General features: G+C 65.9%; 27 protein-coding genes and 1 pseudogene. 15 read left to right on the top strand and 13 right to left on the bottom strand.

Features of this window, described 5'->3' with window-relative positions; genetic code table 11:
- Position 1: 1 nt before the first annotated feature.
- Together CQY20_RS02940 and CQY20_RS02935 are read right to left on the bottom strand one after the other, a co-directional pair.
- Positions 2-745 (bottom strand): hypothetical protein, encoded by a 744-nt coding sequence (locus tag CQY20_RS02940; protein ID WP_097938155.1) that lies wholly within the window; start codon positions 743-745, stop codon positions 2-4.
- Entirely contained in the window at positions 742-1,653 is a 912-nt protein-coding gene (locus CQY20_RS02935) for an NAD-dependent epimerase/dehydratase family protein (protein ID WP_097938154.1), read from the bottom strand. Before CQY20_RS02935 ends, CQY20_RS02940 begins: the two co-directional genes overlap by 4 nt.
- Before the next feature lie 55 nt (positions 1,654-1,708).
- On the opposite strand from CQY20_RS02935, the gene CQY20_RS02930 reads away from it, so the two are divergent.
- On the top strand, positions 1,709-2,887 hold the full coding sequence (locus tag CQY20_RS02930; RefSeq protein ID WP_097938153.1) for an acyl-CoA dehydrogenase family protein: 1,179 nt from the start codon (positions 1,709-1,711) through the stop codon (positions 2,885-2,887).
- A gap of 43 nt (positions 2,888-2,930) precedes the next feature.
- On the opposite strand, the gene CQY20_RS02925 is transcribed toward CQY20_RS02930, so the two are convergent.
- Genes CQY20_RS02925 through CQY20_RS02910 form a run of 4 tightly spaced genes read right to left on the bottom strand, consistent with a single transcriptional unit; the run spans position 2,931 to position 7,050 of the window.
- Positions 2,931-3,614 carry a GntR family transcriptional regulator gene (locus CQY20_RS02925; RefSeq protein WP_097938152.1) on the bottom strand — a complete coding sequence of 228 codons (684 nt, stop codon included), beginning with the start codon at positions 3,612-3,614 and terminating at the stop codon, positions 2,931-2,933.
- Positions 3,615-3,665: 51 nt separating this feature from the next.
- The gene (locus tag CQY20_RS02920; protein ID WP_097938151.1) at positions 3,666-4,577 is read right to left on the bottom strand and encodes a polysaccharide deacetylase family protein; all 912 of its coding nucleotides are present in this window, start codon (positions 4,575-4,577) and stop codon (positions 3,666-3,668) included.
- A 14-nt stretch (positions 4,578-4,591) separates the two neighbouring features.
- Positions 4,592-5,752 carry a maleate cis-trans isomerase family protein gene (locus tag CQY20_RS02915; RefSeq protein ID WP_097938150.1) on the bottom strand — a complete coding sequence of 387 codons (1,161 nt, stop codon included), beginning with the start codon at positions 5,750-5,752 and terminating at the stop codon, positions 4,592-4,594.
- Entirely contained in the window at positions 5,749-7,050 is a 1,302-nt protein-coding gene (locus tag CQY20_RS02910) for an MFS transporter (protein ID WP_097938149.1), read from the bottom strand. Before CQY20_RS02910 ends, CQY20_RS02915 begins: the two co-directional genes overlap by 4 nt.
- Before the next feature lie 205 nt (positions 7,051-7,255).
- Between CQY20_RS02910 and CQY20_RS02905 the strand changes: the two genes are divergently transcribed.
- Both CQY20_RS02905 and CQY20_RS02900 read left to right on the top strand, forming a co-directional pair.
- Complete coding sequence (locus CQY20_RS02905; protein WP_097938148.1) at positions 7,256-8,008, top strand: 5'-methylthioadenosine/adenosylhomocysteine nucleosidase; 753 nt, start codon at positions 7,256-7,258, stop codon at positions 8,006-8,008.
- A gap of 73 nt (positions 8,009-8,081) precedes the next feature.
- The gene (locus CQY20_RS02900; RefSeq protein ID WP_234816070.1) at positions 8,082-8,537 is read left to right on the top strand and encodes a cupin domain-containing protein; all 456 of its coding nucleotides are present in this window, start codon (positions 8,082-8,084) and stop codon (positions 8,535-8,537) included.
- A 59-nt stretch (positions 8,538-8,596) separates the two neighbouring features.
- Here the strand turns inward: CQY20_RS02900 and CQY20_RS02895 are convergent, their stop codons facing one another.
- On the bottom strand, positions 8,597-8,953 hold the full coding sequence (locus CQY20_RS02895) for a cupin domain-containing protein (protein WP_097938147.1): 357 nt from the start codon (positions 8,951-8,953) through the stop codon (positions 8,597-8,599).
- A gap of 152 nt (positions 8,954-9,105) precedes the next feature.
- Here CQY20_RS02895 and CQY20_RS02890 point away from each other — a divergent pair, with 152 nt between their 5' ends.
- The 12 genes and pseudogenes from CQY20_RS02890 to CQY20_RS02835 all read left to right on the top strand — a co-directional run bounded on the left by CQY20_RS02890 (position 9,106) and on the right by CQY20_RS02835 (position 17,888).
- Positions 9,106-10,371, top strand: a complete 1,266-nt coding sequence (locus CQY20_RS02890; protein WP_097938146.1) for an aromatic ring-hydroxylating oxygenase subunit alpha — start codon at positions 9,106-9,108, stop codon at positions 10,369-10,371.
- A gap of 5 nt (positions 10,372-10,376) precedes the next feature.
- Positions 10,377-10,706, top strand: a complete 330-nt coding sequence (locus CQY20_RS02885; protein ID WP_097938235.1) for a hypothetical protein — start codon at positions 10,377-10,379, stop codon at positions 10,704-10,706.
- Entirely contained in the window at positions 10,703-11,944 is a 1,242-nt protein-coding gene (locus tag CQY20_RS02880) for a metal-dependent hydrolase family protein (RefSeq protein ID WP_097938145.1), read from the top strand. The genes CQY20_RS02885 and CQY20_RS02880 overlap by 4 nt, the downstream gene beginning before the upstream one ends.
- Before the next feature lie 15 nt (positions 11,945-11,959).
- The gene (locus tag CQY20_RS02875; protein WP_097938144.1) at positions 11,960-12,415 is read left to right on the top strand and encodes a MarR family winged helix-turn-helix transcriptional regulator; all 456 of its coding nucleotides are present in this window, start codon (positions 11,960-11,962) and stop codon (positions 12,413-12,415) included.
- Between the two features lie 108 nt (positions 12,416-12,523).
- Positions 12,524-12,802 (top strand): annotated as a pseudogene (locus tag CQY20_RS02870) (2Fe-2S iron-sulfur cluster-binding protein); the annotation flags it as partial.
- 9 nt (positions 12,803-12,811) lie between these two features.
- On the top strand, positions 12,812-13,558 hold the full coding sequence (locus CQY20_RS02865; protein ID WP_097938143.1) for an SDR family NAD(P)-dependent oxidoreductase: 747 nt from the start codon (positions 12,812-12,814) through the stop codon (positions 13,556-13,558).
- A gap of 18 nt (positions 13,559-13,576) precedes the next feature.
- The gene (locus CQY20_RS02860) at positions 13,577-14,836 is read left to right on the top strand and encodes an aromatic ring-hydroxylating oxygenase subunit alpha (protein ID WP_097938142.1); all 1,260 of its coding nucleotides are present in this window, start codon (positions 13,577-13,579) and stop codon (positions 14,834-14,836) included.
- Positions 14,837-14,838: 2 nt separating this feature from the next.
- Positions 14,839-15,174 carry a hypothetical protein gene (locus tag CQY20_RS02855; protein ID WP_097938233.1) on the top strand — a complete coding sequence of 112 codons (336 nt, stop codon included), beginning with the start codon at positions 14,839-14,841 and terminating at the stop codon, positions 15,172-15,174.
- Positions 15,171-16,016, top strand: a complete 846-nt coding sequence (locus CQY20_RS02850; protein ID WP_097938141.1) for a TauD/TfdA dioxygenase family protein — start codon at positions 15,171-15,173, stop codon at positions 16,014-16,016. Before CQY20_RS02855 ends, CQY20_RS02850 begins: the two co-directional genes overlap by 4 nt.
- Before the next feature lie 93 nt (positions 16,017-16,109).
- A complete protein-coding gene (locus CQY20_RS02845) occupies positions 16,110-17,393 on the top strand; it encodes a cytochrome P450 (protein ID WP_097938140.1) in 1,284 nt (427 codons plus the stop codon).
- Positions 17,393-17,584 (top strand): ferredoxin, encoded by a 192-nt coding sequence (locus CQY20_RS02840; protein ID WP_097938139.1) that lies wholly within the window; start codon positions 17,393-17,395, stop codon positions 17,582-17,584. The genes CQY20_RS02845 and CQY20_RS02840 overlap by 1 nt, the downstream gene beginning before the upstream one ends.
- A gap of 16 nt (positions 17,585-17,600) precedes the next feature.
- On the top strand, positions 17,601-17,888 hold the full coding sequence (locus CQY20_RS02835; RefSeq protein ID WP_097938138.1) for a DUF1330 domain-containing protein: 288 nt from the start codon (positions 17,601-17,603) through the stop codon (positions 17,886-17,888).
- A gap of 118 nt (positions 17,889-18,006) precedes the next feature.
- On the opposite strand, the gene CQY20_RS02830 is transcribed toward CQY20_RS02835, so the two are convergent.
- The 6 genes from CQY20_RS02830 to CQY20_RS02805 form a co-directional block, all read right to left on the bottom strand.
- On the bottom strand, positions 18,007-18,207 hold the full coding sequence (locus CQY20_RS02830) for a ferredoxin (protein ID WP_097938137.1): 201 nt from the start codon (positions 18,205-18,207) through the stop codon (positions 18,007-18,009).
- Positions 18,204-19,415 carry a cytochrome P450 gene (locus CQY20_RS02825; RefSeq protein WP_097938136.1) on the bottom strand — a complete coding sequence of 404 codons (1,212 nt, stop codon included), beginning with the start codon at positions 19,413-19,415 and terminating at the stop codon, positions 18,204-18,206. Before CQY20_RS02825 ends, CQY20_RS02830 begins: the two co-directional genes overlap by 4 nt.
- 116 nt (positions 19,416-19,531) lie before the next feature.
- Positions 19,532-20,320 carry an NAD(P)-dependent oxidoreductase gene (locus tag CQY20_RS02820; RefSeq protein WP_097938135.1) on the bottom strand — a complete coding sequence of 263 codons (789 nt, stop codon included), beginning with the start codon at positions 20,318-20,320 and terminating at the stop codon, positions 19,532-19,534.
- Positions 20,317-21,135, bottom strand: coding sequence for an NAD(P)-dependent oxidoreductase (locus CQY20_RS02815; RefSeq protein WP_097938134.1), 819 nt, complete (start codon positions 21,133-21,135; stop codon positions 20,317-20,319). Before CQY20_RS02815 ends, CQY20_RS02820 begins: the two co-directional genes overlap by 4 nt.
- Positions 21,135-21,965 (bottom strand): alpha/beta hydrolase, encoded by an 831-nt coding sequence (locus tag CQY20_RS02810; RefSeq protein WP_097938232.1) that lies wholly within the window; start codon positions 21,963-21,965, stop codon positions 21,135-21,137. Before CQY20_RS02810 ends, CQY20_RS02815 begins: the two co-directional genes overlap by 1 nt.
- Before the next feature lie 41 nt (positions 21,966-22,006).
- Positions 22,007-23,665, bottom strand: coding sequence for a thiolase C-terminal domain-containing protein (locus CQY20_RS02805; protein ID WP_234816079.1), 1,659 nt, complete (start codon positions 23,663-23,665; stop codon positions 22,007-22,009).

The raw sequence follows: 23,665 nt of genomic DNA, 5'->3' as shown, positions 1-23,665 counted from the left end.
CCTACGGCACACAGCGATTCCACTGATGCGGCACGACCGCATGGAATGGTGCGGCCAGCATCGGCGTGATTCCGCCGTCCTGCCAGCGACGTTCGAGCGCGGGACGCAGCCGCTCGGCGGTCGCCAGGGGATCGTCGTCGAGGAAGCAGTAGGTGAGCAGCTGGCCCGGGGGTGCGCTGGCCAGATGTTCGTCGACGTCCTGTGAGGCCACCGACCACAAGCCGGCCACCCCGTCGACCTCGATGAGATCGGTTGGCGGCGTCGCGTCGGACTCGAGCAGCAGATAGAAACCGACGGCCGGCCACCACGGCAGCACGTCGGCGCCGACCTTGATCCGCGGTGCCGCGGCCTTCTGCTCGACGGCGTACACGTCGCGTTGAACCGGAGGCAGCAGAGGCAGCTTGCGGTTCGCACCTCCCAGCGCAGAGGACAGTTCGAGGAACGGCGTCAGCCCGCCCTGATCGGTGAAGAAGTAGGTCATCACGTGATCGACGGCGTCGAAGCGTTCGTGGCTGCACGCTCGGGCGGCCCGGCACTCCGGCGTCGACACCAGCCGCAGCGAGGCGCGCACGGCCGATAAACGGTGCTGTTCGGGTCGGTGGTCGAGGGTGTGCCAGCACAGGTAATCAGCGTCGCGGCCGTCCGGGTGGCACCGAGCCATGGAAACGAACAGGGTAGAGATGTCGCCCCGACCGGTGGCCAGTACGCCGTCGACCTCATCGGAGGGAGTTCCCGGCAGAATCACGTCACTCCTTGCGCAAGGTCGATTTCGGGATGGCGGGCGGCGATCATGCGCCGAAATCCCTGGCGCCAAGGCACTTTCGTGCGGCCCAGGAGTCGATGCATGCGGGTCACGTCCGGCCACAACGGCGGGCGCGCGTCGGCGCTGTATTCGAAGACCGGATCAGCGCCGACGAGTTTGCCCATGTAGGTGCAGTAGTCCTCGATGCTGACGGTTTCGCTACCCGCCCAGTTGACGACGACCGGCGGCCTGTCGGCCACCTCCATGGCTCGGATGCCCAACTCGACGTAGTCGTCTTCGTAGATCGGGTTGTAGTTGTTGGGCGCATCGGGGTGCAGCCGAATCGGCCTGCCCGCCAACATCGCTTCCAGCCTGTCGGCGGGTGCCCCACCTTCAGGCCCGTAGGTCGAGCAGATGCGGATGATGGTCAGCGGGATGTCGTAGCGGTCGGCGACCCAACTGCACACCGCTTCCGCGGCGACCTTCGAGAAGCTGTAATTGGGCCGCAGCGGGACACCTGGCGGGTCGGTTTCGCGCAGCGGACGTCTGCCTTGGTAGCCGTAGATCGATCCGGTCGAGCAGAACACGACGCCCTTGGCCGCGCGGCAATGGGCAAGCAGCGCACCGGAATTGTGTGCGTTGGTTTGCACGCATCGCGTCCAGTCGCCGGTCCCCGGATCGACCGCAGCGTGGAAGACATATGTGAAATCGTCTGGCAACGTGGCGAAGTCGGGATCGGCCATGTCGAGCGTGTGCGGCGTGATGCCCGCCGCGACCAGTCTGTCGCGAGTGCCGGGATCCGTGAAGCGAGCCGCGCCCCACACCTCGTTGTGTGGGGCGAGCACGCGCGCGATCGGAAAGGCGATCTTGCCGGTGGCGCCGGTGATCAGCACCTTCTCTCCGTCGAGCACCCATCAGTCTTAACGCATCCGCGCCCAAATGTTAAGTACTTGATATGTTGGGGGCGTGCAGCTGCGGTTCGACGACGACGTCGAGGCCTTCCGCGCCGAGTTCATCGCGTTCCTCGACCAGCATCTTCCTGCGGAAGCCGAGGCGGCCGCGGAGCGCTCGCGGTCCACGTCCCACGTGCCCGAATGGGCGCGGCGGTGGCAGCGGCTGCAGTTCGACCACGGCTGGCTGTTGCCGGGCAATCCGCCGGAATTCGGTGGGCGCAACGCGGGTGTGCTCGAACAGCTCGTGCACCGTGAGGAACTCGCGCGCCGGCGCATCTACCACGCGTTCAACCCGCAGGGCGTCGGCATCATCGCGGCCTCACTGCTGTCGTTCGGCACCGACGAACAGAAGCGGCGATGGGCGGTGCCGATCCTGCGCGCCGAGATGACGGCCTCGCTTGGCATGAGTGAACCGGGCGCGGGCTCGGATTTGGCCGGGCTCGCCACGCGTGCGGTGTTGGACGGGGACCATTTCGTCGTCAACGGCCAGAAGGTGTGGACCTCCGGTGCGCACGACGCCGATGTGATCCTGACGTTCGTGCGCACCGACCCCGAGGCGCCCAAGCACAATGGGATCAGCGCACTGCTGATTCCGACCGATAGTCCCGGCGTGACGTGCAGCCCGTTCGCGTGCGTGTACGACCGCAACGAACTCGACTTCAACGAGGTCTTCCTGACCGATGTCGCGGTGCCTGCGGCGAATCTCGTCGGGCCGGTCAACGGCGGCTGGAAGGTGGCCAACGGCTCGCTCGGACATGAGCGCACGATGATGTGGTTGCAGTTCGCCAACCGGTTGGGGCAGACGCTCGAAAGCTTCCGGCCCGGTAAAGCTCTGGGCCGCGATGCCTACGCGAGTATCGCAATGGACTATCAGGCGTTGCGCCTTCTCGGATCGGCGGCCCTGGCGAAGGCGGCGCGCGGGGACACCGACGTGCCGGGTCTCTCGGTGCTGAAGGTACTCGGTGCGGAGGCCGAGCAGAACGCCTACCTGCAGGCGTTGCAAGACGCGGGTCGCGACGGCCTTGGCGACCGGGCCATGACGGCGCCCTACAACCCTTACAGCCCAGGGCAATTCACCGCGGGCTGGTTCACCCGCTACATCGGCAGCTTCGCGGGAACCATCGCCGGGGGCACCTCGGAGATCCAGCGCAACATCATCGCCCAGCACGTTCTCGGCCTTCCGGCGCGTTGAGCGGCTGACACCGCGACATCCGAAGGTCAGTTCTGCTGGCTGCTCAGCCCAACCGTGACCGAGGCGTGCCGAACAAGGTCTGCAGTGTCGTGGTGCGGTTGCGGTCGGCGTGTTCTTTCGCGAGCTTCTCCGCGGCGCGCGCATTGCGGTCCGCGATGGCGTCGGCGAGGCGGTGGTGATCGTCCGAGACGGCGTGGGGGTCGGGGATCTGTCGGACCAGCCACTGCACCCGGTAGTGAATCGGCGCCATGATCTCGCCGAGCGTCCGGTTGTGCGACGCCGTCACCAGCAACTGGTGAAAGAGCGCGTTCGCGTCGTGAGCCGCCGTGGCGTCGTTGCGCTCGACGGCGCGGTCCGCGGCATCGGCCGCGCCGCGAAGTGCGGCGATATCCTCGTCGGTCCGGTTTCCTGCCGCTTCGCGGCATGCCATCGCCTCGAGGGCCTGCCGGATGTCGAAAAGTTCGATGACATCCCGCTCGGTCCAGCCGCGAACCACAAGGCCGCGCGTCTTGCGCACCTCCAGAAAGCCTTCGGCCTTCAGGGCCTGCAGTGCCTCGCGCGCGGGGAGCCGCGAAACCCCGTAAGTGTCCGCCACATCCCGCTCCACCAGCCGGTACCCGGCTGGGTACCGGCCGCGGATGACGTCGGACCGCAGCGCGTCGATGAGCCGGGCGCGCAGCAGCAGGTTGCTGGGCGAGCCTTCATCGGCTGTCGGCGTCGAGGACATGGTGCCCTCAGCTTAGCCATCGGGCGTCGCAGGCAGACGCCGATGCGAACCTCAGCGTCCTACGCAATCAGGGCGTGTCGGCTGATCCAGCGGGAAGCGCGACCGGAACTGGTCGGCGGCGTCGGCCATCGTGACGAACTCGACGCCGTCGAAACCCGCCCACCGATCCAGCAGACGCTCGAGCATCAGCAGCACCTGAGGGCGACCCGAGACGTCGGGGTGCAGCGTCATGGGGATGACGGCGTAGTCGAGTTCCCGGTACACCCAATCGAATTGGTCGTTCCACATCTGCTCGATGTCGCGCGGGTTGACGAAACCGTGTGAGTTGGGGTGGCTCTTGATGAACATCATGGGCGGCAGGTCGTCGACGTACCAGTTGCCGCAGAACTCGACGAGGTCGATTTCGTGGCCGTGTTTGAGCGGCTTCATCCAGTGCTCGGCCGGTTTGCTGGTGTCGATCGGGGTCCACTCGTCACCCACGCGCGCATAGAACGGCACGAAGTCGTTGTAGTTCTGGGAGTGGTCGTAGGAGAAGTCGTATTCCTTCAGAATCGATGCGGTGTGTTCGCTCATCTCCCACCACGGGGCGACATAGCCTTTCGGGCGTGCGCCCGTGAGCGCTTCGACGAGTTCGACGCTCTTGGCCATCACGGCGCGTTCCTGTTCGGGGGACAGCGACCGTGGGTTCTCGTGGCTGTAGCCGTGGGCGCCGATCTCATGTCCGGCCGCGAAGCACATCTTGGCCTGCTTGGGGAAAGTTTCGATCGAGTGACCCGGCCAGAACCACGTGGATACGATGTCGCGGCGTTCGAGCAGCTTCAACAGGCGCGGAACTCCGACCTCGCCTGCGAACACGCCGCGCTGCATGTCATTCGGCGAGTCCTGGCCACCGTAGGAACCCAGCCAGCCCGCACACGAGTCGACGTCGATTCCGACACAAACCTGAATCTTCTTGTCTGTCATACGATGTGATTTCCTCACTTGTTGTTCAGCACTGCGTGCAGCTTGTGCTGCGCATCGGTCATCGCCGCGAGATCGTCATCTGACCAAGGCCGTTCGCTGATGCTGTGCGCGGATAACCAGGCCGCCATCTCGTCGCCGCGTTCGACCGGGCCCAGCACCTGCGCGCTCACCCCGTACACCTCCCGCAACGCCTGTGGCGGGTACGGTGGTTCGGCGAAGGTGGGCTGCACCAGCACCTTGCGATTGGCCTCCAACCAGCTGACGGTCTCCAGCTTGCGTTGGTCCAGCGACGGATCGTGCTGGATGGAACGCACTCCAGGAGCGCAGGATTCGGCCGCACACAGGTCCACATGCAGGCCGAGTTCTGCGTCGTCGATACGCGCGGTCGTCCGGTCGCATCCGGTGCGTTCGCGCAGTTCGGTGACGATCTCCTTGACGCGGTGGCGCAGCGATCCCTGCTCCAACAGCAGCCCGGCTCCTGGAATGCGCGCGTCGGACCCGGTGAGTTCGAGTGCCCACCACAGCGTCGCGGCGATGCTGTCGAACACCGGGGTGCCGAGGGTCTTCTCCACCTCATTCAGCACTGTGGTGCCGTCGACATTGGTGCAGATGAGTGCGACCGCCTGCGGCGCCGGTTCGGCGGTCGCGTTCTTTGTCGCCGCCACCAACAGTTCGGCGACGGCGTCTGCGCCCGCCTTCGCGAACGAAAGGTTGTCGGTCAGTTCCCATTCCGCGTGCGAGACGACGGTGACGTCATGGCGTGCGTACTCCCGCATGATCGCGTCGACGACGTCACGGGTGTACGGCGTCGCGCAGGCCAGCGCGGAGATCCCGTAATCGTGACACGCCTGCAGGATCCCCAGGGTGGACGTGGTCGCCGGAATTCCGGTGGCCTCGCTGATCGCGGCGCAGCACTGCTGGTCGTGCTCGAGGCCGAGCCATGAGCCCGCCGTTCCGTTCCACGCGATGCAGTCCACCTCGGCGTCGGCCAGCAGCCGTGCCGCGGCGACCATGGTGTCGGCGTCGAACGCCGCGCCGGTGCCGTCGAGCGTGATGGCCCGCACGGGAATTCGCGTGTAGTGGATCGTGACGTCGGGCCGGTTCGCCAGCAGCCGGGTGGTGGCCGGTTCGAGCGAGGTGTTCGAGGACGGGACGATCATGCCGATGCGGGTCATACGGACGCTCCCTTCGCGGTGGACAGCGGTGTGGCCTTGGGCGCCAGCCGCTTCGAGTAGTCGAGGACGAGGACCGCGGCGGTCATGATCATTCCGGCGCCGACGAAGTACAGCAGGGCCCACGTGTATGCGCCGGTCGCGCCGACGATGAACCCGACCGCCATCGGGGTGACGAAACCGGAGATGTTGCCCGCCAGGTTCATCGCGCCGCCCAGCACGCCGGCGTCTTCGCGGCCACCCAGGGTCGCGGGCACCGACCAGAACAGGCCGACCCAGCGCAGGAAGAACAGCACGGTCGACAACAGCAGCACCGCCGCGAGGGGGCTGGGCATGAGCACCACACCCACCAGGCCGGCGACCACGCACGTCCCGGCGAAGCCCAACAGGGAGCGCATCACGCGATTGGTGCCGTAGCCCTTCTCCTTGAGGCGGTCGGCGAGTTGGCCGCCGATGATCTCTCCGACGAAGCCGGAACCGAAGATCGCGAAGGTGGACCACCCGATGGCTTCGAGCTCGAAACCCTTGCTCTCCGAGAGGAAGAGCGGGCCCCATGTCAGCAGGCCGTAGAAGACGCCGTTGAAGCCGAGCCAGCCGGCGCACATCGCCCAGAAGCTGCGGTATTTCATGTAGTAGATGAGGCCTGCGCGCTCACCGGTGGACTGGTGGCGTTCGCTCTCCTCGCGCAACGCCGACACCAGGTATTCGCGTTCGGCGTCATTGACCTTCGGATGCTCCTCGGGAGTGTCGCGGATCGCTCGCCACGCCCAGATGCCCAGCAGCACGGTGACGACGCCGGCGATGATGAACGACCAGCGCCAACTGCCTGTGAGACCGATCAGCCCGGCGATCGCGATGCCGCCTACGGCGGAACCCAACGGCGCACCGGCGTCGAGAATCGTCGCGCCGCGCCCGCGCTCCTTCTCGGTGAGAAACGCCGCGTTGAGCTTGCCGCCCGCGGGCATGATCGGCGCCTCGGTGACACCGATGAGGCCGCGTGCGACGGCCATGGTCCCGATGTTCGGCGACATGCCCGAAAAGGCGGTCGCGGTGCCCCATCCCGTGCATGCGGCGGTGATCAGCTTGCGCGGCCCGAAGCGGTCGATGAGCCACCCGGACGGGATCTGCATCGCGGCGTACGCCCAGAAGAACGCCGACAGCAGCAGGCCGGTGACCTCGGCGCTGATGTGGAAATCTTCCTTGATCTTGGGCAGCGCCACCGACAGAGAACCCCGGTCGACATAGTTGACCGTGACCAACAGGAGCAGTAGGGCGAACATCCGCCACCGGGTGTTGGACATACCAATCCCCTTCATTTGGTATACCGAGTTGGTATGCCAAACAACCTAGAGCGCGGGTGGGTCGTCGACAACCCCTGCGCGTAACCACTTCGTAAACGATCCGTGGGGGAGCGCGCACGCGAGGTCTGCGACCGGCGCTGAACGTCGATCAGCGTCGGAATTCTCCCCCCGGAGCGGAAGATACTTAGCGGCGTAAACTTCTTTTGTGCCAATAGGTTTGATCTGCGCGCTGCCGCAGGAACTGGCCCACCTCCGCGACGCTATGGGCGATGTCGACGTTGTTCGCCACGCCCACACGAGTTTCCAGATCGGCGTGCTTGACGGCTGTGATGTCGTGCTTGCTGGCACCGGCATGGGCAAGGTCAATGCCGCTCTCGTGACCACCTTGCTGGTCCACGGCTTCGATTGCCGCACAATCGTTTTCTCCGGTGTCGCCGGCGGCCTGGACCCGAAGCTGAACGTCGGCGATGTCGTCGTCGCCGATCGGGTGATTCAGCACGATACGGGCCTGATCGAGAACGAACAGCTGCAGACTTATCAAGCTGGTCACGTGCCGTTTATCAACCCGACCGACCGCCTTGGCTACGACGTGGCCCAGGTGCTGCTCGACAAGGTCAGAGGCGCGCTGGACGGCTTGAGCCTGCCCGCGCTGTCCGCGCGTGCGGGAGGGCGGGGTCGGCCCGCGCAGATCGCCTACGGCACAGTACTTTCGGGTGATCAATACGTGCACAGCGCGTCGACTCGGGACCGGCTGCATGCCCAGTTCGGCGGCCGAGCCGTCGAGATGGAGGGCGGTGCCGTGGCCCAGGTCGCCGAGGCGTTCGGAGCCGACTGGCTGGTGATCCGAGCGCTGTCCGATCTGGCCGGTGAGGATTCCAGCTTCGAATTCGACCAGTTCGCCGGCGAGGTCGCCGCGGCGTCGTGTGCGGTGTTGCGCGCGCTGCTGCCCGTCATCTGATCCGAAGGTTTCGTTCTCTACAGACGTTCTATACCTGCAGAAGTGCGTGACCGTCCGACGCGAAAGGCTCTCTGTGGGAACACTGTCTAAGGTTTCGTCGCTGTCCTTGCCGTCGCTGTTCGCCGCTTCGGCGCTGTTCGCCTGCGCGGCGGGGTTTGCGGCGACCGCACACGCCACCCCGACGAGGGGCGTGAGCGCGGTGGTGCTGTCGAAGCAGACGGCCGACGGCAAGGACTACATCGTCAGTGACATCACGATTGCCCCGGGCGGCAGCACCGGATGGCACACCCATCAGGGGTTGATCTACGGCATCGTCAAAAGTGGTGTGCTCACCCACTACGGGGCGGACTGCCGGCGCGACGGCGTGTTCAGGGCCGGGACGCCGATCACCGATCCCACCGGCCCCGATCACGTTCACATCGGTCGCAACGAAGGTGCGACGCCCCTGGTGCTCGAGGTGACCTACGTCGACCCGACTGGCGCACCCACGTCGGACAGCACTCCCAGCCCCGGTTGTGATTTCGACTGAGGGGTTTTGGCCTTCGAGCGAGATCACGGCGCAGTCAGCGTTCGTGATAGACCGCGCAGTCAGCCCTCTGGATAGAAGAGGAACAACACGCAGCCCTCTTTCGACTGCGGCACGTGCCAGGAACCCGCCGGAGCGTGCAGGAACGTGCCGGCCGGGTAGTCGTTCACGCCGTCGTTGAACACCTCTGAGGCGACGTAGACCTCCTCGGGCCCCGGACTGTGGTGATCCTCTTTGCCCCAAACGGCCCCGGGACCGATCTCGGTGACGACGGCCTTGGCGCCGTTGTCGCCCTCCCACAGCAGTCTGACCGTGATGCCGGGGAACGGCCGCTTCGGTTCGACGTCATCGGCCGACACCCAGGTGTAGCCGGGCGCGTTGGGGCCGAACTGCGAGATGTCGCCTTGCGCTGTGCTCATACCGAGCGCAACGCGATTTCGCGCGGCGGCTATTTCATGCGAGTTCATGCGCGGGCGGAGGCGGCGCCAGAGGAATATCAACTACTTGCGATTGCTCGGCGGAGGGGATACGGTCGGCGCTGCAGGCTCCGCACGAGTCGACAGGAGTAGCGATGGCGCGATTCCCCAAACCCGCTGAAGGCAGTTGGACGGAGCACTACCCCCAGCTGGGCACCGATCCGGTGTCCTACCAGGACTCGATCAGCCCCGAGTTCTACGAGGCCGAGCGCAAAGCGGTGTTCAAGCGTGCGTGGCTGAATGTCGGCCGCACCGAACAGCTTCCGCGCAAGGGCAGCTACTTCACCAAAGAGCTCAAGGTCGTCAACACGTCAATCGTCGTGGTGCGCAACAACGCCGGCGAGGTTCGGGCCTTCCACAACATCTGTCGCCACCGCGGCAACAAGCTGGTGTGGAACGACATGCCGCTGGAGGAGACCAGCGGCTTCTGCAAGCAGTTCACCTGCAAGTACCACGCCTGGCGCTACGACCTGGACGGCAATCTGACCTTCGTCCAACAGGAAGAGGAATTCTTCAACCTGGACAAGGGCCGCTACGGGTTGGTCCCGGTGCACTGCGACGTGTGGGAAGGCTTCATCTTCGTCAACTTCGCGCCCGAACCCGAACAGAGCCTGCGCGACTTCCTCGGCCCGATGATCACGGATCTGGAGGGGTATCCGTTCGGCCAGATGAACTCGCGGTGGCACTACCGCTCGGAGGTCAAGGCGAACTGGAAGCTCTACCTGGACGCGTTCCAGGAGTTCTATCACGCGCCCGTATTGCACGCGAACCAGTCGCCGGCCAAGTACTCGAAGGCCGCCGCGGAGGCCGGCTTCGAAGCGCCGCACTACCGCATCGACGGACCGCACCGGTTGGTCAGCACCTCGGGCGTGCGCGCCTGGGAGATGGATCCCGATATGCGCAAGCCCATCGAGGACATCTGCCAGAGCGGTCTGTTCGGGCCGTGGGACAAACCCGATCTCGGTGAGATGCCGGTCGGCGTCAATCCCGCGAAATGCGATCCGTGGGGCCTGGATTCGTTCCAGTTGTTCCCGAACTTCGTGATCCTGATCTGGGGCCAGGGCTGGTATCTGACCTACCACTACTGGCCGACGTCGCATAACACGCACATCTTCGAGGGCACGCTGTACTTCCCGCAGCCGCGCACGCCGAGGGAACGCATCGCGCAGGAGTTGGCGGCGGTGTCGTTCAAGGAATACGGGCTGCAGGACGCCAACACGCTGGAGGCCACGCAGACGATGATCGAGTCCGAGGTCATCGACGAGTTCCTGCTGTGCGACCAGGAAGTGCTGATTCGCCACCTGCACAAGGAAACCGCGGCCTGGGTCGAGGATTACCAGCGCAAGACGGCGGGGGTGTGAAAACGATGACCGCGAAGCTGCCCACCGAATTCGCCGATCTGGAACGGTTTTCGGATTGGTGCCTGGCCACCGAGGCCGAACGTTACGCCAAGCGGCTGGCCAGTTCGATGGCCGAGATGCAGGCGTTCTACGACGCCATCACGCCGCGGGCGGAGGAGGCGATCGCCTACTGCGACAAGTTCCCGCTCGACGACATGCCCGAGGACGTCCTGAACCTCATGCACCTGTTGTACTCGACGATCATGGTGTCGTTCCCGGTCGAGTGCTGGAAACAACCGCGCGTCCCCGACTCCGGGGCCGCGACGTTGGACTGCCTGTCTGAACCCGTGCCGTGAGCGAATCCATCGTCCTGCGCGCCGCGCGCTGGGCCGACGTCGGGTCCGGCGACGTGCGTTCGCCGGCGGTGGTCGTGGTCGACGGTGAGCGGATCGCAGCGGTCAATCCGTCTGCGGTGCCGCCCGATTCGACCGAAATCGACCTGGGTGACGTCACCCTGCTGCCCGGGCTGATGGACATGGAGCTCAACCTGCTCATCGGCGGGCCGGGTGGACCGGAAGGCCTGCCCAACCCCATGCACGGTGTGCAGGACGACCCCGCCTACCGCACGCTGCGCGGTGCGGTGAACGCGCGCACGACGCTGGAGGCGGGGTTCACCACCGTGCGCAACCTCGGGCTGATGGTGAAGACCGGTGGCTACCTGCTCGACGTGGCGTTGCAGCGCGCCATCGACCAGGGTTGGCACGCCGGTCCGCGCATCTATCCGGCCGGCCACGCCGTGACGCCGTACGGCGGACACCTCGATCCGACCGTGTTTCAACGGCTCGCGCCGGGCATCATGCCGCTGTCGGTCGCCGAGGGCATCGCCAACGGCGTCGACGACGTCCGCGCGTGCGTGCGCTACCAGATTCGGCACGGTGCCAAGTTGATCAAGGTGTCGGCGTCGGGTGGGGTGATGTCGCACAGCACCGCGCCGGGCGCACAGCAGTATTCCGACGAGGAATTCGCCGCGATCGCCGACGAGGCGCACCGGGCAGGTGTCCGCGTCGCCGCGCATGCGGTGGGGGACAGCGCGATCCGTGCCTGCATCCGCGCCGGCATCGATTGCATCGAGCACGGTTTCCTGGCCAGCGACGAAACCATCCAGATGATGGTCGACCACGGCACGTTTCTGGTCTCGACGACCTACCTCACCGAGGCGATGGCCGTCGACCGCATCGCCCCAGAATTGCGCAAGAAGGCCGAGGAGGTCTTTCCGCGCGCGCAGGCCATGCTGCCCAAGGCGATCGCGGCGGGCGTGCGGATCGCCTGCGGCACCGATGCCCCGGCAATTCCGCACGGGCAGAACGCGAAAGAGCTATGCGCGTTGGTGCAGCGGGGGATGACGCCGATGCAGGCGCTGCAGGCCGCGACGATCACCAGCGCGGAGTTGATCGAGGCCGACGATGAATTGGGCCGCATCGCGCCCGGATATCTCGCCGACATCGTTGCCGTAGGCGGCGATCCCTCGCGTGACATCGGTGCCACGCTCGACGTGCGGTTCGTGATGAAAAACGGCGTGGTGCACAAGCGATAGAGGAAGGAGGCGAGCATGGAACAGACCGACAACCTTCTCTGGCTGCTCAAGCAGGCGTGGTACTTCTCGTTGACGACGGTGAACGACGCGGTCAGCGAGCACGGCGTGAGCACCGCGCAGATCGGCATGCTTCGCCAACTGGCCGCCGAGCCGGGCCTGTCCGGCGCCGACCTGGCCCGCCGCCTGCTGATCAGCCCGCAGGGGGTGCAGCTGGCGTTGAAGGAACTCGAGCGACGCGGCCTCGTCGAACGCAAACAGGACCCGCAGCACGGCCGGATACTGCAGGCCTTCCTCACCGACCAGGGGCGAAGGGTCGCCGAAGCCGTCGTCAGTGACGCGATCGCCGCGCACGCCAAGGTCTTCGGCGTGCTCAGCAGCGCTGAGCAGGACACGCTGCGCGAACTGCTCGGCCGGGTGATCGAGCAGGGCACGGGGCACAAGCTGCACACCGACCACATCGGGCCGGAGTGACAAGTAGTTGATACTAATAACAAGTTACTTGATATGTTGGTGGCGATGAGCGCGGATACCGGGGCCGGCGTGACGGTCGAGGCGGCCCAGGAGGTGGCGGCGGTCGACGAGACCGAGGAGATCGTCATCGACCTGAACCGCCGGACCACGACGGCGACCTACCGCAAGGGCGACACGTTGTTGCAGACCGCGCGGTCGGCCGGTCTGCAGGCGCCTTATTCGTGCGAAACCGGTTCCTGCGGAACATGTATGGCGCGCATCGTCACGGGCAGTGCCCGGATGGTGAACAACGACGCACTCGAGGACGACGAGGTGGCCGAGGGTTATGTGTTGACCTGTCAGGCGCTGCCGACCAGTCCGACGGTGCGGTTCACCTACGACTACTAGGAGGCCGAGGTGTCGAGTCGGGTGGCGGTGGTGACCGGCGGCGCGTCCGGCATGGGTGAAGCGATCTGCCACGAACTCGGCGGTCGCGGTCACAAGCTCGCGGTACTCGACATCGATGGCCAAGCCGCGCGACGGGTCTGCAGTCAACTGCGTGACGAGGGTGCGAGCGCGCTGGCGGTGGTCGCCGACGTCAGCGACCGCTCCGCCGTCGAGGAGGCGTTCGCCAAGGTCCGCTCGGAGCTGGGGCCGGTGCACATCCTGGTCACCAGCGCGGGCTTGGTGGATTTCGCGCCGTTCACCGAGATCACCCCGCAGGCGTGGGATCGCCTGATCGCGGTCAATCTCACCGGTACGTTCCACTGCTGTCAGGTCGCGGTGCCCGACATGGTCGAGGCCGGCTGGGGTCGCATCGTGATGATCTCGTCGTCAAGCGCCCAGCGCGGCTCACCGAAGATGGCGCACTACGCCGCCGCCAAGGGCGGGCTGCTGTCGCTGACGAAATCCCTTGCCCGCGAATACGGCCCGCTGGGCATCACGGTCAACAACGTTCCGCCATCTGGCATCGAGACGCCGATGCAGCACAAGTCGCAGGCGGCCGGTTTTCTGCCGCCGAATGAGCAGATGGCGGGCAGCATCCCGGTCGGACACCTGGGCACCGGCGACGACATCGCCGCCGCGGTCGGGTTTCTGTGCTCGGAGCGGGCCGGCTTCATCACGGGGCAGGTGTTGGGCGTCAACGGCGGGCAGGTGCTGTGAAACGACAGGGAGGTTCACATGGGACGGTTTCCTAAACCGGCGGAGGGCAGCTGGACCGAGCACTACCCGGAGCTCGGCACCGGGCCGGTGTCCTTCCGGGACTCCACGTCGCCGGAGTTCTACGAACTGGAGCGCGAGGCGGTCTTCAAGCGGGCGTGGCTCAACGTCGGCCGGGTCGAGGAGGTGCCCCGCGTCGGCAGCTACTTCACCAAGGAGATCGACGCCGCCAAGGTGTCGGTGATCGTCGTCAAAGGCAGGGACGAGCAGATCCGCGCCTTCTACAACGTCTGCCGCCATCGTGGAAACAAGCTGGTGTGGAACGACTTTCCGAATGAGGAAACCAGTGGCACGTGTCGGCAGTTCACCTGCAAGTACCACGGCTGGCGCTATGACCTCGAGGGCGCACTGACGTTCGTCCAGCAGCCCGACGAGTTCTTCGGCCTCGACAACGCACGCTACGGGCTCAAGCCGGTGCACTGCGACGTGTGGAACGGGTTCATCTTCATCAACTTCGACCCCGAACCACGCCAGAGCCTGCGCGAGTTCCTCGGCCCGATGATCACCGGCCTCGACGGCTACCCGTTCGAGAAGCTCACCGAGCGTTACGATTTCGTCGCCCACAACAACAGCAACTGGAAGATCTTCGCCGACGCCTTCCAGGAGTACTACCACGTGCCATCGCTGCATCCCCAGCAGGTGCCGTCGGCGGTGCGTCAACCCAACGCGGCGTTCGAGTGCGCCCACTTCCAGATCGACGGACCGCACCGGCTGGTGAGCACGTCGGGCACACGACGTTGGAAGATGCCGCCCGAATTCATGTATCCGATCGAACGCGTGACGCGCAGCGGTCTGGTCGGCCCGTGGCGCACACCGGAAACCCCTCTGCCGGCGGGACTGAACCCGGGCAACATCGAATCGTGGGGAATCAGCAACTTCCAGATCTTCCCCAACCTCGAGATCCTCATCTACGGCGGCTGGTACCTGCTGTATCGCTACTGGCCGACGTCGCACAACACACACAAGTTCGAGGCGTACACGGCTTTCCATCCGGCGCGAACGGCGCGAGAGCGGATCGAACACGAGGTGGCCGCCGTCGTGCTCAAGGAGTTCGCCCTACAGGACGCAGGCATGCTCGGCGGCACGCAGGCGGCGTTGGAAACCGGTGTGGTGGACGACTTTCCGCTCAATGATCAGGAGATCCTTGTGCGCCACCTGCACAAGGTGGTCGTCGACTGGGTCGAGGAATACCAGTCCGAACGCGTGCCCGCGGAGGTGTGACGGTGACCGACAAGAAGCTACCGAGCGCGTTCGCCGAACTCGAGCCTTTCGCCGACAAATGGTGCCTGGCCACCGAGCGGGAGCGTTGGGACATGCGGATGGCCACCCCGATGCTCGAAATGCGGGAGTTCTACGACGCATTCGCGCCGCGGTTGGAGGAGGCGATCGACTACTGCGACAAGTTCCCGCTCGACGATCTGCCCGACGACGTCCTCAACCTGCTGCACCTGGTCTACTCGATGATCATGGTGTCGATGGCCGTCGAGGTGTTCGGCCAGCAGAAGCCCACCGACTCCGCTGACGCCGTAATCGATCGAGTAGGGGAGCCGGTGCCGTGAGTGTGCTGACGATCAACAAGCTGACCGACAGCGTCGGCGCCGAGGTGATCGGCGTGGACGCCGACCGGCTCGTCGGCGACGACGTGCTCGCCGCGGCGGTGCTGGATGCGCTCGAAAACAACGGCGTTCTGGTGTTTCCGAAGCTCGGCCTGGAACCCGAAGCGCAGGTGGCGTTCTGCCGGCGCCTCGGCGAGGTCGACCACTCCTCCGACGGACATCATCCCGTCGCGGGGATCTATCCGATCACGCTCGACAAGTCGAAGAACGCCTCGGCCGACTACCTGCGCGCGACATTCGACTGGCACATCGACGGGTGCACTCCGATCGAGGACACCTTCCCGCAGAAGGCCACCGTGCTCACCGCGATGCGGGTCGCCGACAGCGGCGGGGAAACCGAGTTCGCGAGTTCGTATGCGGCCTACGACGCCTTGAGCGCCGACGAGAAGGACCGATACGGAGCCTTGCGTGTGGTGCACTCGCTGGAGGCGTCGCAGCGCCGCGTCACGGCCCATCCGTCGCCCGAGGTGCTGGCGAAGTGGCGCTCGCGGCGCACGCACGATCATCCGCTGGTGTGGACCCATCGCAGCGGCCGCAAGTCGTTGGTGTTGGGCGCCTCGGCCGACTACGTCGTCGGCATGGATCACGAATCCGGACGGGCGCTGCTGGATGACCTTCTCGAGCACGCCACCGCGCCCGAGAGGGTGTACAGCCACACCTGGTCCGTCGGCGACACCGTCATCTGGGACAACCGCGGCGTGCTGCACCGCGCGGCCCCCTACGACCCCTCCTCGGCGCGGGAGCTGCTGCGGACAACCGTGCTGGGTGACGAGCCGATCGAGTAGCGACCCCCGTCGTTGACGGCGACGACACGCTATGGAAATCTAATACCCGAAGATGAGAATCCCGTTCTCTGAAATCGAGATCATGGAGTAGCAATGGCGGAGGACCTCACCGCGGTCGACTTCTTTCGGGACAGCCGGCTGACGGACGATCCGTACCCGTTCTATGAGGCGCTTCGCAACAAGTGCCCGGTCACCCGCGAGCAGCACTACGGGGTCACCATGGTGACCGGCTGGCAGGAAGCCGTCGACGTCTACAACGATGCGGAGACGTTCTCCTCCTGCATCTCGGTGACCGGGCCGTTTCCCGGCTTTCCGGCACCGCTCGAGGGCGACGATGTCACCGAACTGATCGAGAAGCACCGCGACGAGATCCCGTTCAGCGACCAGCTGCCGACGTTGGACCCGCCCACACACACCAATCACCGGGCCCTGTTGATGCGGCTGATCACGCCCAAGCGCCTCAAGGAGAACGAGGACGCGATGTGGCAGATCGCCGACGACATGCTCGACTCCTTCCTCGCACCCGGCGAGGGCGAGTTCATCTCGGGTTTCGCGGGTCCCTTCACGCTGCGCGTCATCGCCGATCTGCTCGGCGTGCCGGAGGAGGATCGCCCCGAGCTGTTGGAGCGGCTGGCGCGCGGCACGCACGGCAGCGGCCTCGGCAACGCCGACAAGACCCTGGCCAAGACCCCGCTGGAGTATCTCTACGAGGTCTTCGCCACCTATGTGGAGGACCGTCGGCGCGAACCCCGTGACGACGTGTTGACCGGGCTGGCGACGGCCAACTTCCCGGACGGCTCGACGCCCGATGTCGGCGACGTCGTGCGGGTGGCCACCAACGTCTTCTCTGCCGGGCAGGAGACGACGGTGCGGCTGCTCGGCACCGCGTTGAAGGTGATCGGCGACCGCCCAGACATCCAGCAGCGGTTGCGCGAGGACCGTAGCCTGCTGCCCAACTTCATCGAGGAATGCCTGCGCATCGAGAGCCCCGTCAAAGGTGACTTCCGGCTGTCACGGGTGCCCACCACCGTTGGCGAGCAAGCGATTTCGGCAGGATGCACGGTGATGGTGATCAACGGTGCAGCCAACCGCGACCCGCGCCGGTTCGACGACCCCGACACGTTCGACCCCGAACGCAAGAACGCGCGCCAGCACCTGGCGTTCGGCCGCGGCATCCACAGCTGTCCCGGGGCGCCGCTCGCGCGGGCCGAAACCCGTGTCGCGTTGGAGCGGCTGCTCGACCGGACCACCGACATCCGCATCAGCGAGGCGCATCACGGGTCAACGGGAAGCCGCCGCTACCAATACATTCCGACCTACATCCTGCGCGGCCTGACCGAACTGCATCTGGAATTCGACCTCGCGGGAGGTGCGTGATGAGGGTCAAGGTGGACGAGGACCGCTGTCGCGGGCACGGCATGTGCCTGACGCTGTGCCCCGATGTGTTCAGCATGACCGACGACGGATATGCCGTCGCCGACCCCGAAGAAGTGCCCGCCGGGCTGGAAGACTCGGCCAAGGAGGCCATCGTGAACTGTCCCGAACAAGCCATCGTCGAAACAGATTGACAGATTAGGAGATTCAGTGCCGAAGGGTTACGTGGTCATCACCGAGGATGTCAAGGATCCCGCGGGCATGGCCGAATACGCCAAGCTGGCCAGCAAGACGATGGCGAACGCGAAGATCCTCGCGTTTGACACCAACGCCGAGCAGATCGAGGGCCAGTGGCACGGCACGCAGACCGTGCTGCTCGAATTCGAGTCGCCCGAGGCGGCCCGCGAGTGGTACAACTCCGACGCCTATCAGGAGGCGGCCAAGCTCAGGCAGGCCGCCGCCGACTGCAACGGCGCGATCCTGCACGGCCTCGGCTAGCGCCCGCCTACCTGTCTGTCCGTTTACGCCCAAACCGACATTTGGGCGCGAATTCGCGGCGTGTCGCGACCCAAATGTCGGTTTGGGCGTTGGGGATCTGAAGCGTTCGTGCGGCGCGTCACTCGTCGCGAATGGAGATGGCCTGGCGCGGGCACTGTCGGACCGCTTCGCGGATCTGCTCCTCGTTCTCCGGAGTCACCTCGTCCTGAAGGACGTGCAGGTAGTCCTCTTCGTCGAGGTCGAACACCTCGGGGATGATGCCCATGCAGACGCCGTTGCTCTCACACAAGCCGAAATCGACTTCTACTTTCTGCGTCATTTCAGGACCTTCACCGGAACGTTCTTCCAACCCACCACATTCTGCATTTGCACACGCGTGCAACTGCCGAAATCCACTTCGAACCGCGGCATGAAATCGAGCAGCCTCTCCAGCGCGATCGAACTCTCCAAACGCGCCAGCGCCGCGCCGAGGCAGCTGTGAATCCCGTAGCCCAGGCCGAGATTCTGCGCTTCGGTGCGATCGCGGTCGATGTCGAACGTGTCGGGGTCGGTCCACGCGCGTTCGTCGCGGTTGGCCGACCCGCCGATGAGGAACACCGGGCTGCCCTCGGGAATCGTGGTGCCGTGCAGATGCACATCTTTCATCGCCCGGCGCACTTGGTACTGCGACGGTGCCTCGTAGCGCAGCAACTCCTCAACTGCGGCCGGGATCTTGCTGCGGTCTTCCTGCAGCCTCTGCCATTGGTCGGGGTTCTTGCCGAACACGTACACCGCGTTGCCGAGCAGTTTGGTGACAGTCTCGGCGCCCGCACCGCCGAGCAGGGCTGCGAATGCGGCGATCTCGATATCGTCGAGCTTGTCCTTCTCGCCGTTCTCGCGTTCGAGTTCGGCCTCGACAAGTTTCGTGAAGAGGTCGTTACCTGGTTCGGCGCGCCGCTTGGCCACCAGCTCGTAGTAGAACATCGCCTGTTCCACGTTGGCCTGCATGGCCTTTTCGCCGATTTCGACCTGGCCGACCTCGCGGGTCAGCGACTCGTCGATCCAGTACCGGACCTGTTGTGCATGCTCCTCGGGGACGCCGAGCATGGTGGTGATGACCTCGACGGGAAACGGCGCGGTGAATTCCTGCACCGCGTCGAAGCCGTTGGGGTCGAGGCGGCTGATGTACTTCTCGACCTTGTCGATGACGTTTTGCCGCTGCGCCTGGATGGCCCGCGGGGTGAACACCTTGTTCAGCAGACTGCGCATGTTCCGGTGTTCGGGTGGATCCATGAAGATGATCATTCGCGGGCCCGCCTCGGTGGGCAGACCGTTGCGGATCGATGCGAGGTCGACGCCGTATCTCGACGAGTAGGTCTCGAAGTCCTTGAAGCCGGGCGCGACGTCCTCGTGGCGGGTCAGCGCGTAGAAGTCGTGCTCCTCGTTGTAGTAGACCGGTGCCTCGTCGCGCATGCGGCGGTACGTCTCGTATGCCCCGTTGAAGAAATCTTGGGAGAACGGGTCAAAAACGAGCTTCGCCTTGGTCATTAATGGCTCCTGAGCTGTGGGAATGGTTCATAACGCATTACGAGAGGCTGTTGAGTTGTAACCATAGCGGTAATGCCGTTTTCACAAAAGAGAATGAGACACTCGCCTGATGTGTCTCATCCCTTGAGACCGGCGTTCACGAGCTCGTTGAGCGCCCCGAGATCGCCGCCGAGCTCGGCGACCGTCTGCCGCACCACCTCGATGTCCTTGGCTATGAAGTCGTCGACAGCGTCGATGAATGCCTCCGCGGAGCCCGCCCGCGCGACGTTGCCCAGCACCCTGCTGCTCGCGCTGCCGTGCGGTAAGGCCTCGAGCAGTGCCGCCTCGGAGATGCCAAGTCCCGCGCCGAGGCGCACGCTTTCGGCGATCAGCCCGATCTGCGCCGCGAACAATGTGTTGTTGACGAGCTTGACCAGTTGACCCGCGCCGCGCTTGCCGACATGCAGAATCGGGTTCCCGTACGCGCTGAGCAGCGGGCGAACGCGGGCCACCGCGTCGTCGTCGCCGCCGACGAACAGCGTCACCTCACCCCCGGCGATGTCGTGCGGGCCCCCACTGACCGGGGCATCGATGACGTCGACACCGCGGGCGGCGATCGCGTTGACGGTGCGCGGGCTGCTCGTGGTGTGCACCACCAGAACCGCCCCTGCAGGCATCGCATCGACCAGGTCGCTCTGCAGGCAGACCCGTCGCACCTGGTCGTCGGTGAACACGCAGACGATCACGGCGTCTGCTCCGTCGGCGACAGTCGCTAAGTTCGTGGCCGCGTCAGCGCCCAGAGCGCTTATGTCAGCGCGTTTTTCGGGCGTGCGGCCTAGTGCCCTCACCTCATGGCCTGCCTCGACAAGGCGGCGCACCATGGGCGCGCCCATCCGCCCCGCTCCGACGAAGCCGACCCGCGTCACCGAGGGTGTTCCATTGCGACCAGCGCGGCTTCGGCGGCGTCGAACACCGCTCCCAGCGGCGCCGACGCGGCTTCGGCGATGCTCGCGGCATGACGAACGTCCTTCTGCAGCAACGCCCCGGCCATCGACGCGAGCCGGTCCAGTGAGCCGCCGAACCCGGCGATGCTGCCCACCGCCTTGCTGTTCGCTGAACCGCGGGTGATGACCTCGCACAACCTGTCCCGCGGGATGCCCAGCGCTTCACCCAATTGCAGGGTGCTGTCGGCGACGCCCAGATTGGCGGTGAACAACAGGTTGTTCAAGACCTTGGCGACCTGGCCGCTGCCCAGCGGCCCGAGGTGCACGACCGGATCGGAGTACGTGGCGAACACCGGGCGGCAGCGCTCGACGATGTCCGCCTCGCCGCCTGCCATGACGAGCAATCGTCCCGTCTCGGCGGCAGGCCCGCCGCCGCTCACCGGCGCATCGATCGTCGAAACATCCTGTGCGGCAGCCACAACCGCGATCTCACGGCAGGTATCGGGATGCACGGTGCTGTGGATCGCGACGATGCCGCCCGCGGCCAACCCGGCCAGCACGCCGCTGTCGCCGCCCACGACTTCCCTGACGTCGTCGTCGCCCACCACGCACAGGCAGACCAGGTCGCTGACCGCGGCCAGTTCGGCGGGCGACTGCGCGGTCTTGGCGGCAGTGCCTGCGAACGGTTCCAGGGTCGCGGCCCGGCGCGCCCACACCGTCAGGTCGTAACCGGCGTCGACGATCCGCCGCGCCATCGGGGCGCCCTGGCTGCCCAGTCCGATGAACCCGACGCGCATCAACCCGCCTCCCGTTCTGAATTTTCTCGTGCCGCAACGCATTCGTCGAGGAACGTCAGCACGCGTTCGTGATAGGCGTCGGCGTTGAGACCGACGCTGATGTTGTGGCCGCTGCCGGGCATCCTGTTGATCACGACGTTGGGTGACGACGTGAACAGCGCGCCGATGGCATGGAGCGCCTCCGGTGTGTTCTCCCACACGCGTTCGTACTCGGCGACGCTGAACTCGACCGGAACCGTCACCCGCGCGGCGACCTCAGGGAAGTCGCGGCGCGGCCAGTTCGCGGTGACCTTGGCCTCGTACGGCACCCCCGGCGCCGACAGGCCTCCGGTCAGCACCTCGGGCGGATAGAGTTCGGTGGGCTGCCACAGCAGATCGCGCAGTCCCGCAGGCCGCGACGTCGCCGTCGCCTCGCCGATGATCCCTTTGGCCTCCTCGCTGTAGCGCAGGCCGGTGCCCGACAATTCGACACCGAGGACGCCGCCGGCCCGCGGCTCCACCGCCATGCGCAGACCGAGTTCGCAGCCCGCGCTATGCGCGAGAATGAAAACACCTGCACCACGGGAACTCTCGCCGAGAATCTTGTCGACGGCGCCCCACGCGAAACCGACCCGGTCGTCAGGCTCGGCCATCTTGTCGTGATAAAAGGCCGAGGCGCCGTAGCCAGGTCGGTCCAACGCGACCGCGGTGCAGCCGTTGGCCGCCGCGTGCCGCAGCAGCGACAGCCGGGGATGGCCGGGACAGTCGAAGTACGCCGCCGACGTGGCGCCGCCGTGGATCGCGACGATGACGGCCTTCGGCTCGGCCGCCTCGGCGACCAACGCCGACATCGGCACGCCGTTGACCAGGACGACGCGGGGGCGCGGCCCGCTCACCCGTCTGTCCGCAGCAGGATCGCCCCGCTCGGTGTGAGCCCGCCGCTGCTGACCACGCCGACACGGGCATCTTTGACCTGACGTTCGCCCGCGTCGCCGCGCAGCTGCACGACGGCCTCGTGAATGAGGCCCATGCCGTGCGTGCGTCCGTGCGACAGCTGGCCGCCATGGGTGTTCAGCGGGATCACGCCGTCGCGGGCGATGGCCTTGCCGCCGTCGAGAAAGTCCTTCGCCTCGCCGATCCCGCAGAAGCCGAGCGCCTCCAGCCACGAGAGGCAGTTGAACGTGAAGCCGTCGTAGAGCTCGGCCACGTCGACGTCCTCGGGCCGCAGCGACGTTCGCGTCCACATATGCGCGGACTGGCCGAGCACCTGCGGTTCGTGCGTCATCGTGGTCTGGTCCCAGTCGGTGCGCTCGATGATCTGCGTGCCGACCGCCTCGAAGAACACCGGCTTGCGCGGCATGTCCTTGGCGGCGTCGACGGCCGACACCACCACCGCGACGGCGCCGTCGCACGGCACGTCGCAGTCGTAGAGCCCGAACGGTGTCGTGATCATCCGCGCATTCAGATAGTCGTCCATCGTCATCGGATCGCGGTAGATCGCAGTGGGATTCAACGCCGCATTGGCGCGCTGGTTCAACGCGATCCAGCCGAGCGTCTCCCTGGTGGTGCCATAGCGGTCGAAGTGCCGCTGCGCGTTCAGCGCAAGCACGTGAGCCGCCGACGTCGCGCCGAAGGGCATCTGCCAACTCGCGGTGCGCGAACCGCCGGGCGGCGACGCCTTGCCCTCCTTCATCAACTGCTGGAACGTCGCTTCCCACAGCGTGCGGAAGCACAACACGTGGCGGGCCATGCCGGTGGCGATGGCCATCACCGCGCCGATCAACGAGCCACCGGGACCGAAAGTGTCCATCCCGCCGTTGATCCATGTGGGCCGCAGACCGAGCGCCCCCTCCAGTGCGGTGACGCCGCCTTCGCCCATGCCGGCGATGTCGAGACCCGGATACGTGGACAGCCCGTCGATGTCGTCGAACGTCAAGCCCGCGTCGGCCACCGCCTGCTGGCAGGCGTCGATGGTCAGCGACAGCGGCGGAACCATCTGCCGCCTGGCGATCCTCGACATGCCGATGCCAGTGATCGCCGCGGCTTCTTCGAATTTGCGCTCGGTCAGCATAGGGCGGACATGCTTGCCGAAGTCCTGCGGTGCGGTTTCGTCGGCGGGCATCGGGCCGGTCTTCGCCTCGGCGGTGGGTTTGAACACCGGCAACCAGACCGCGCCGATCTTGTCCTCGGCCTTCTCGAACTGGACCTGCACCGTCTGACCCAGCCGCAGTTCGTCGGGGTCACAATCAACGATGTTGGTGGTCAACCGAACCCGCGGATCCTCGACAATGGCGACCTGCGCCACCACATAGGGCGGCAGAAGGTCGGGGAACCCGAAGCGGTGGTTGAGGGTGAACGCCGACAGGGTGGCTTCGCCAGACACGTCTCGCACCCCCATGTTGCGGCTGCGGCAGTACCGGCACACCGGCTGCGGTGGGTGGATGAGCGCCTTGCAGTCATTGCACTCCTGGATCCGCAGCACCCCGTCGGCCCCGGCGGTCCAGAAGAACTCGTTCTGCGCGTTGACTTCTGGCAGCGGGCGGCGTGGAAT

The organism is Mycolicibacterium agri, from assembly GCF_002553505.1.
Lineage (GTDB): Bacteria > Actinomycetota > Actinomycetes > Mycobacteriales > Mycobacteriaceae > Mycobacterium > Mycobacterium agri.
The sequence above is the reverse complement of the archived record's forward strand: the minus strand, read 5'-3'. Positions and strand labels throughout refer to the sequence as shown.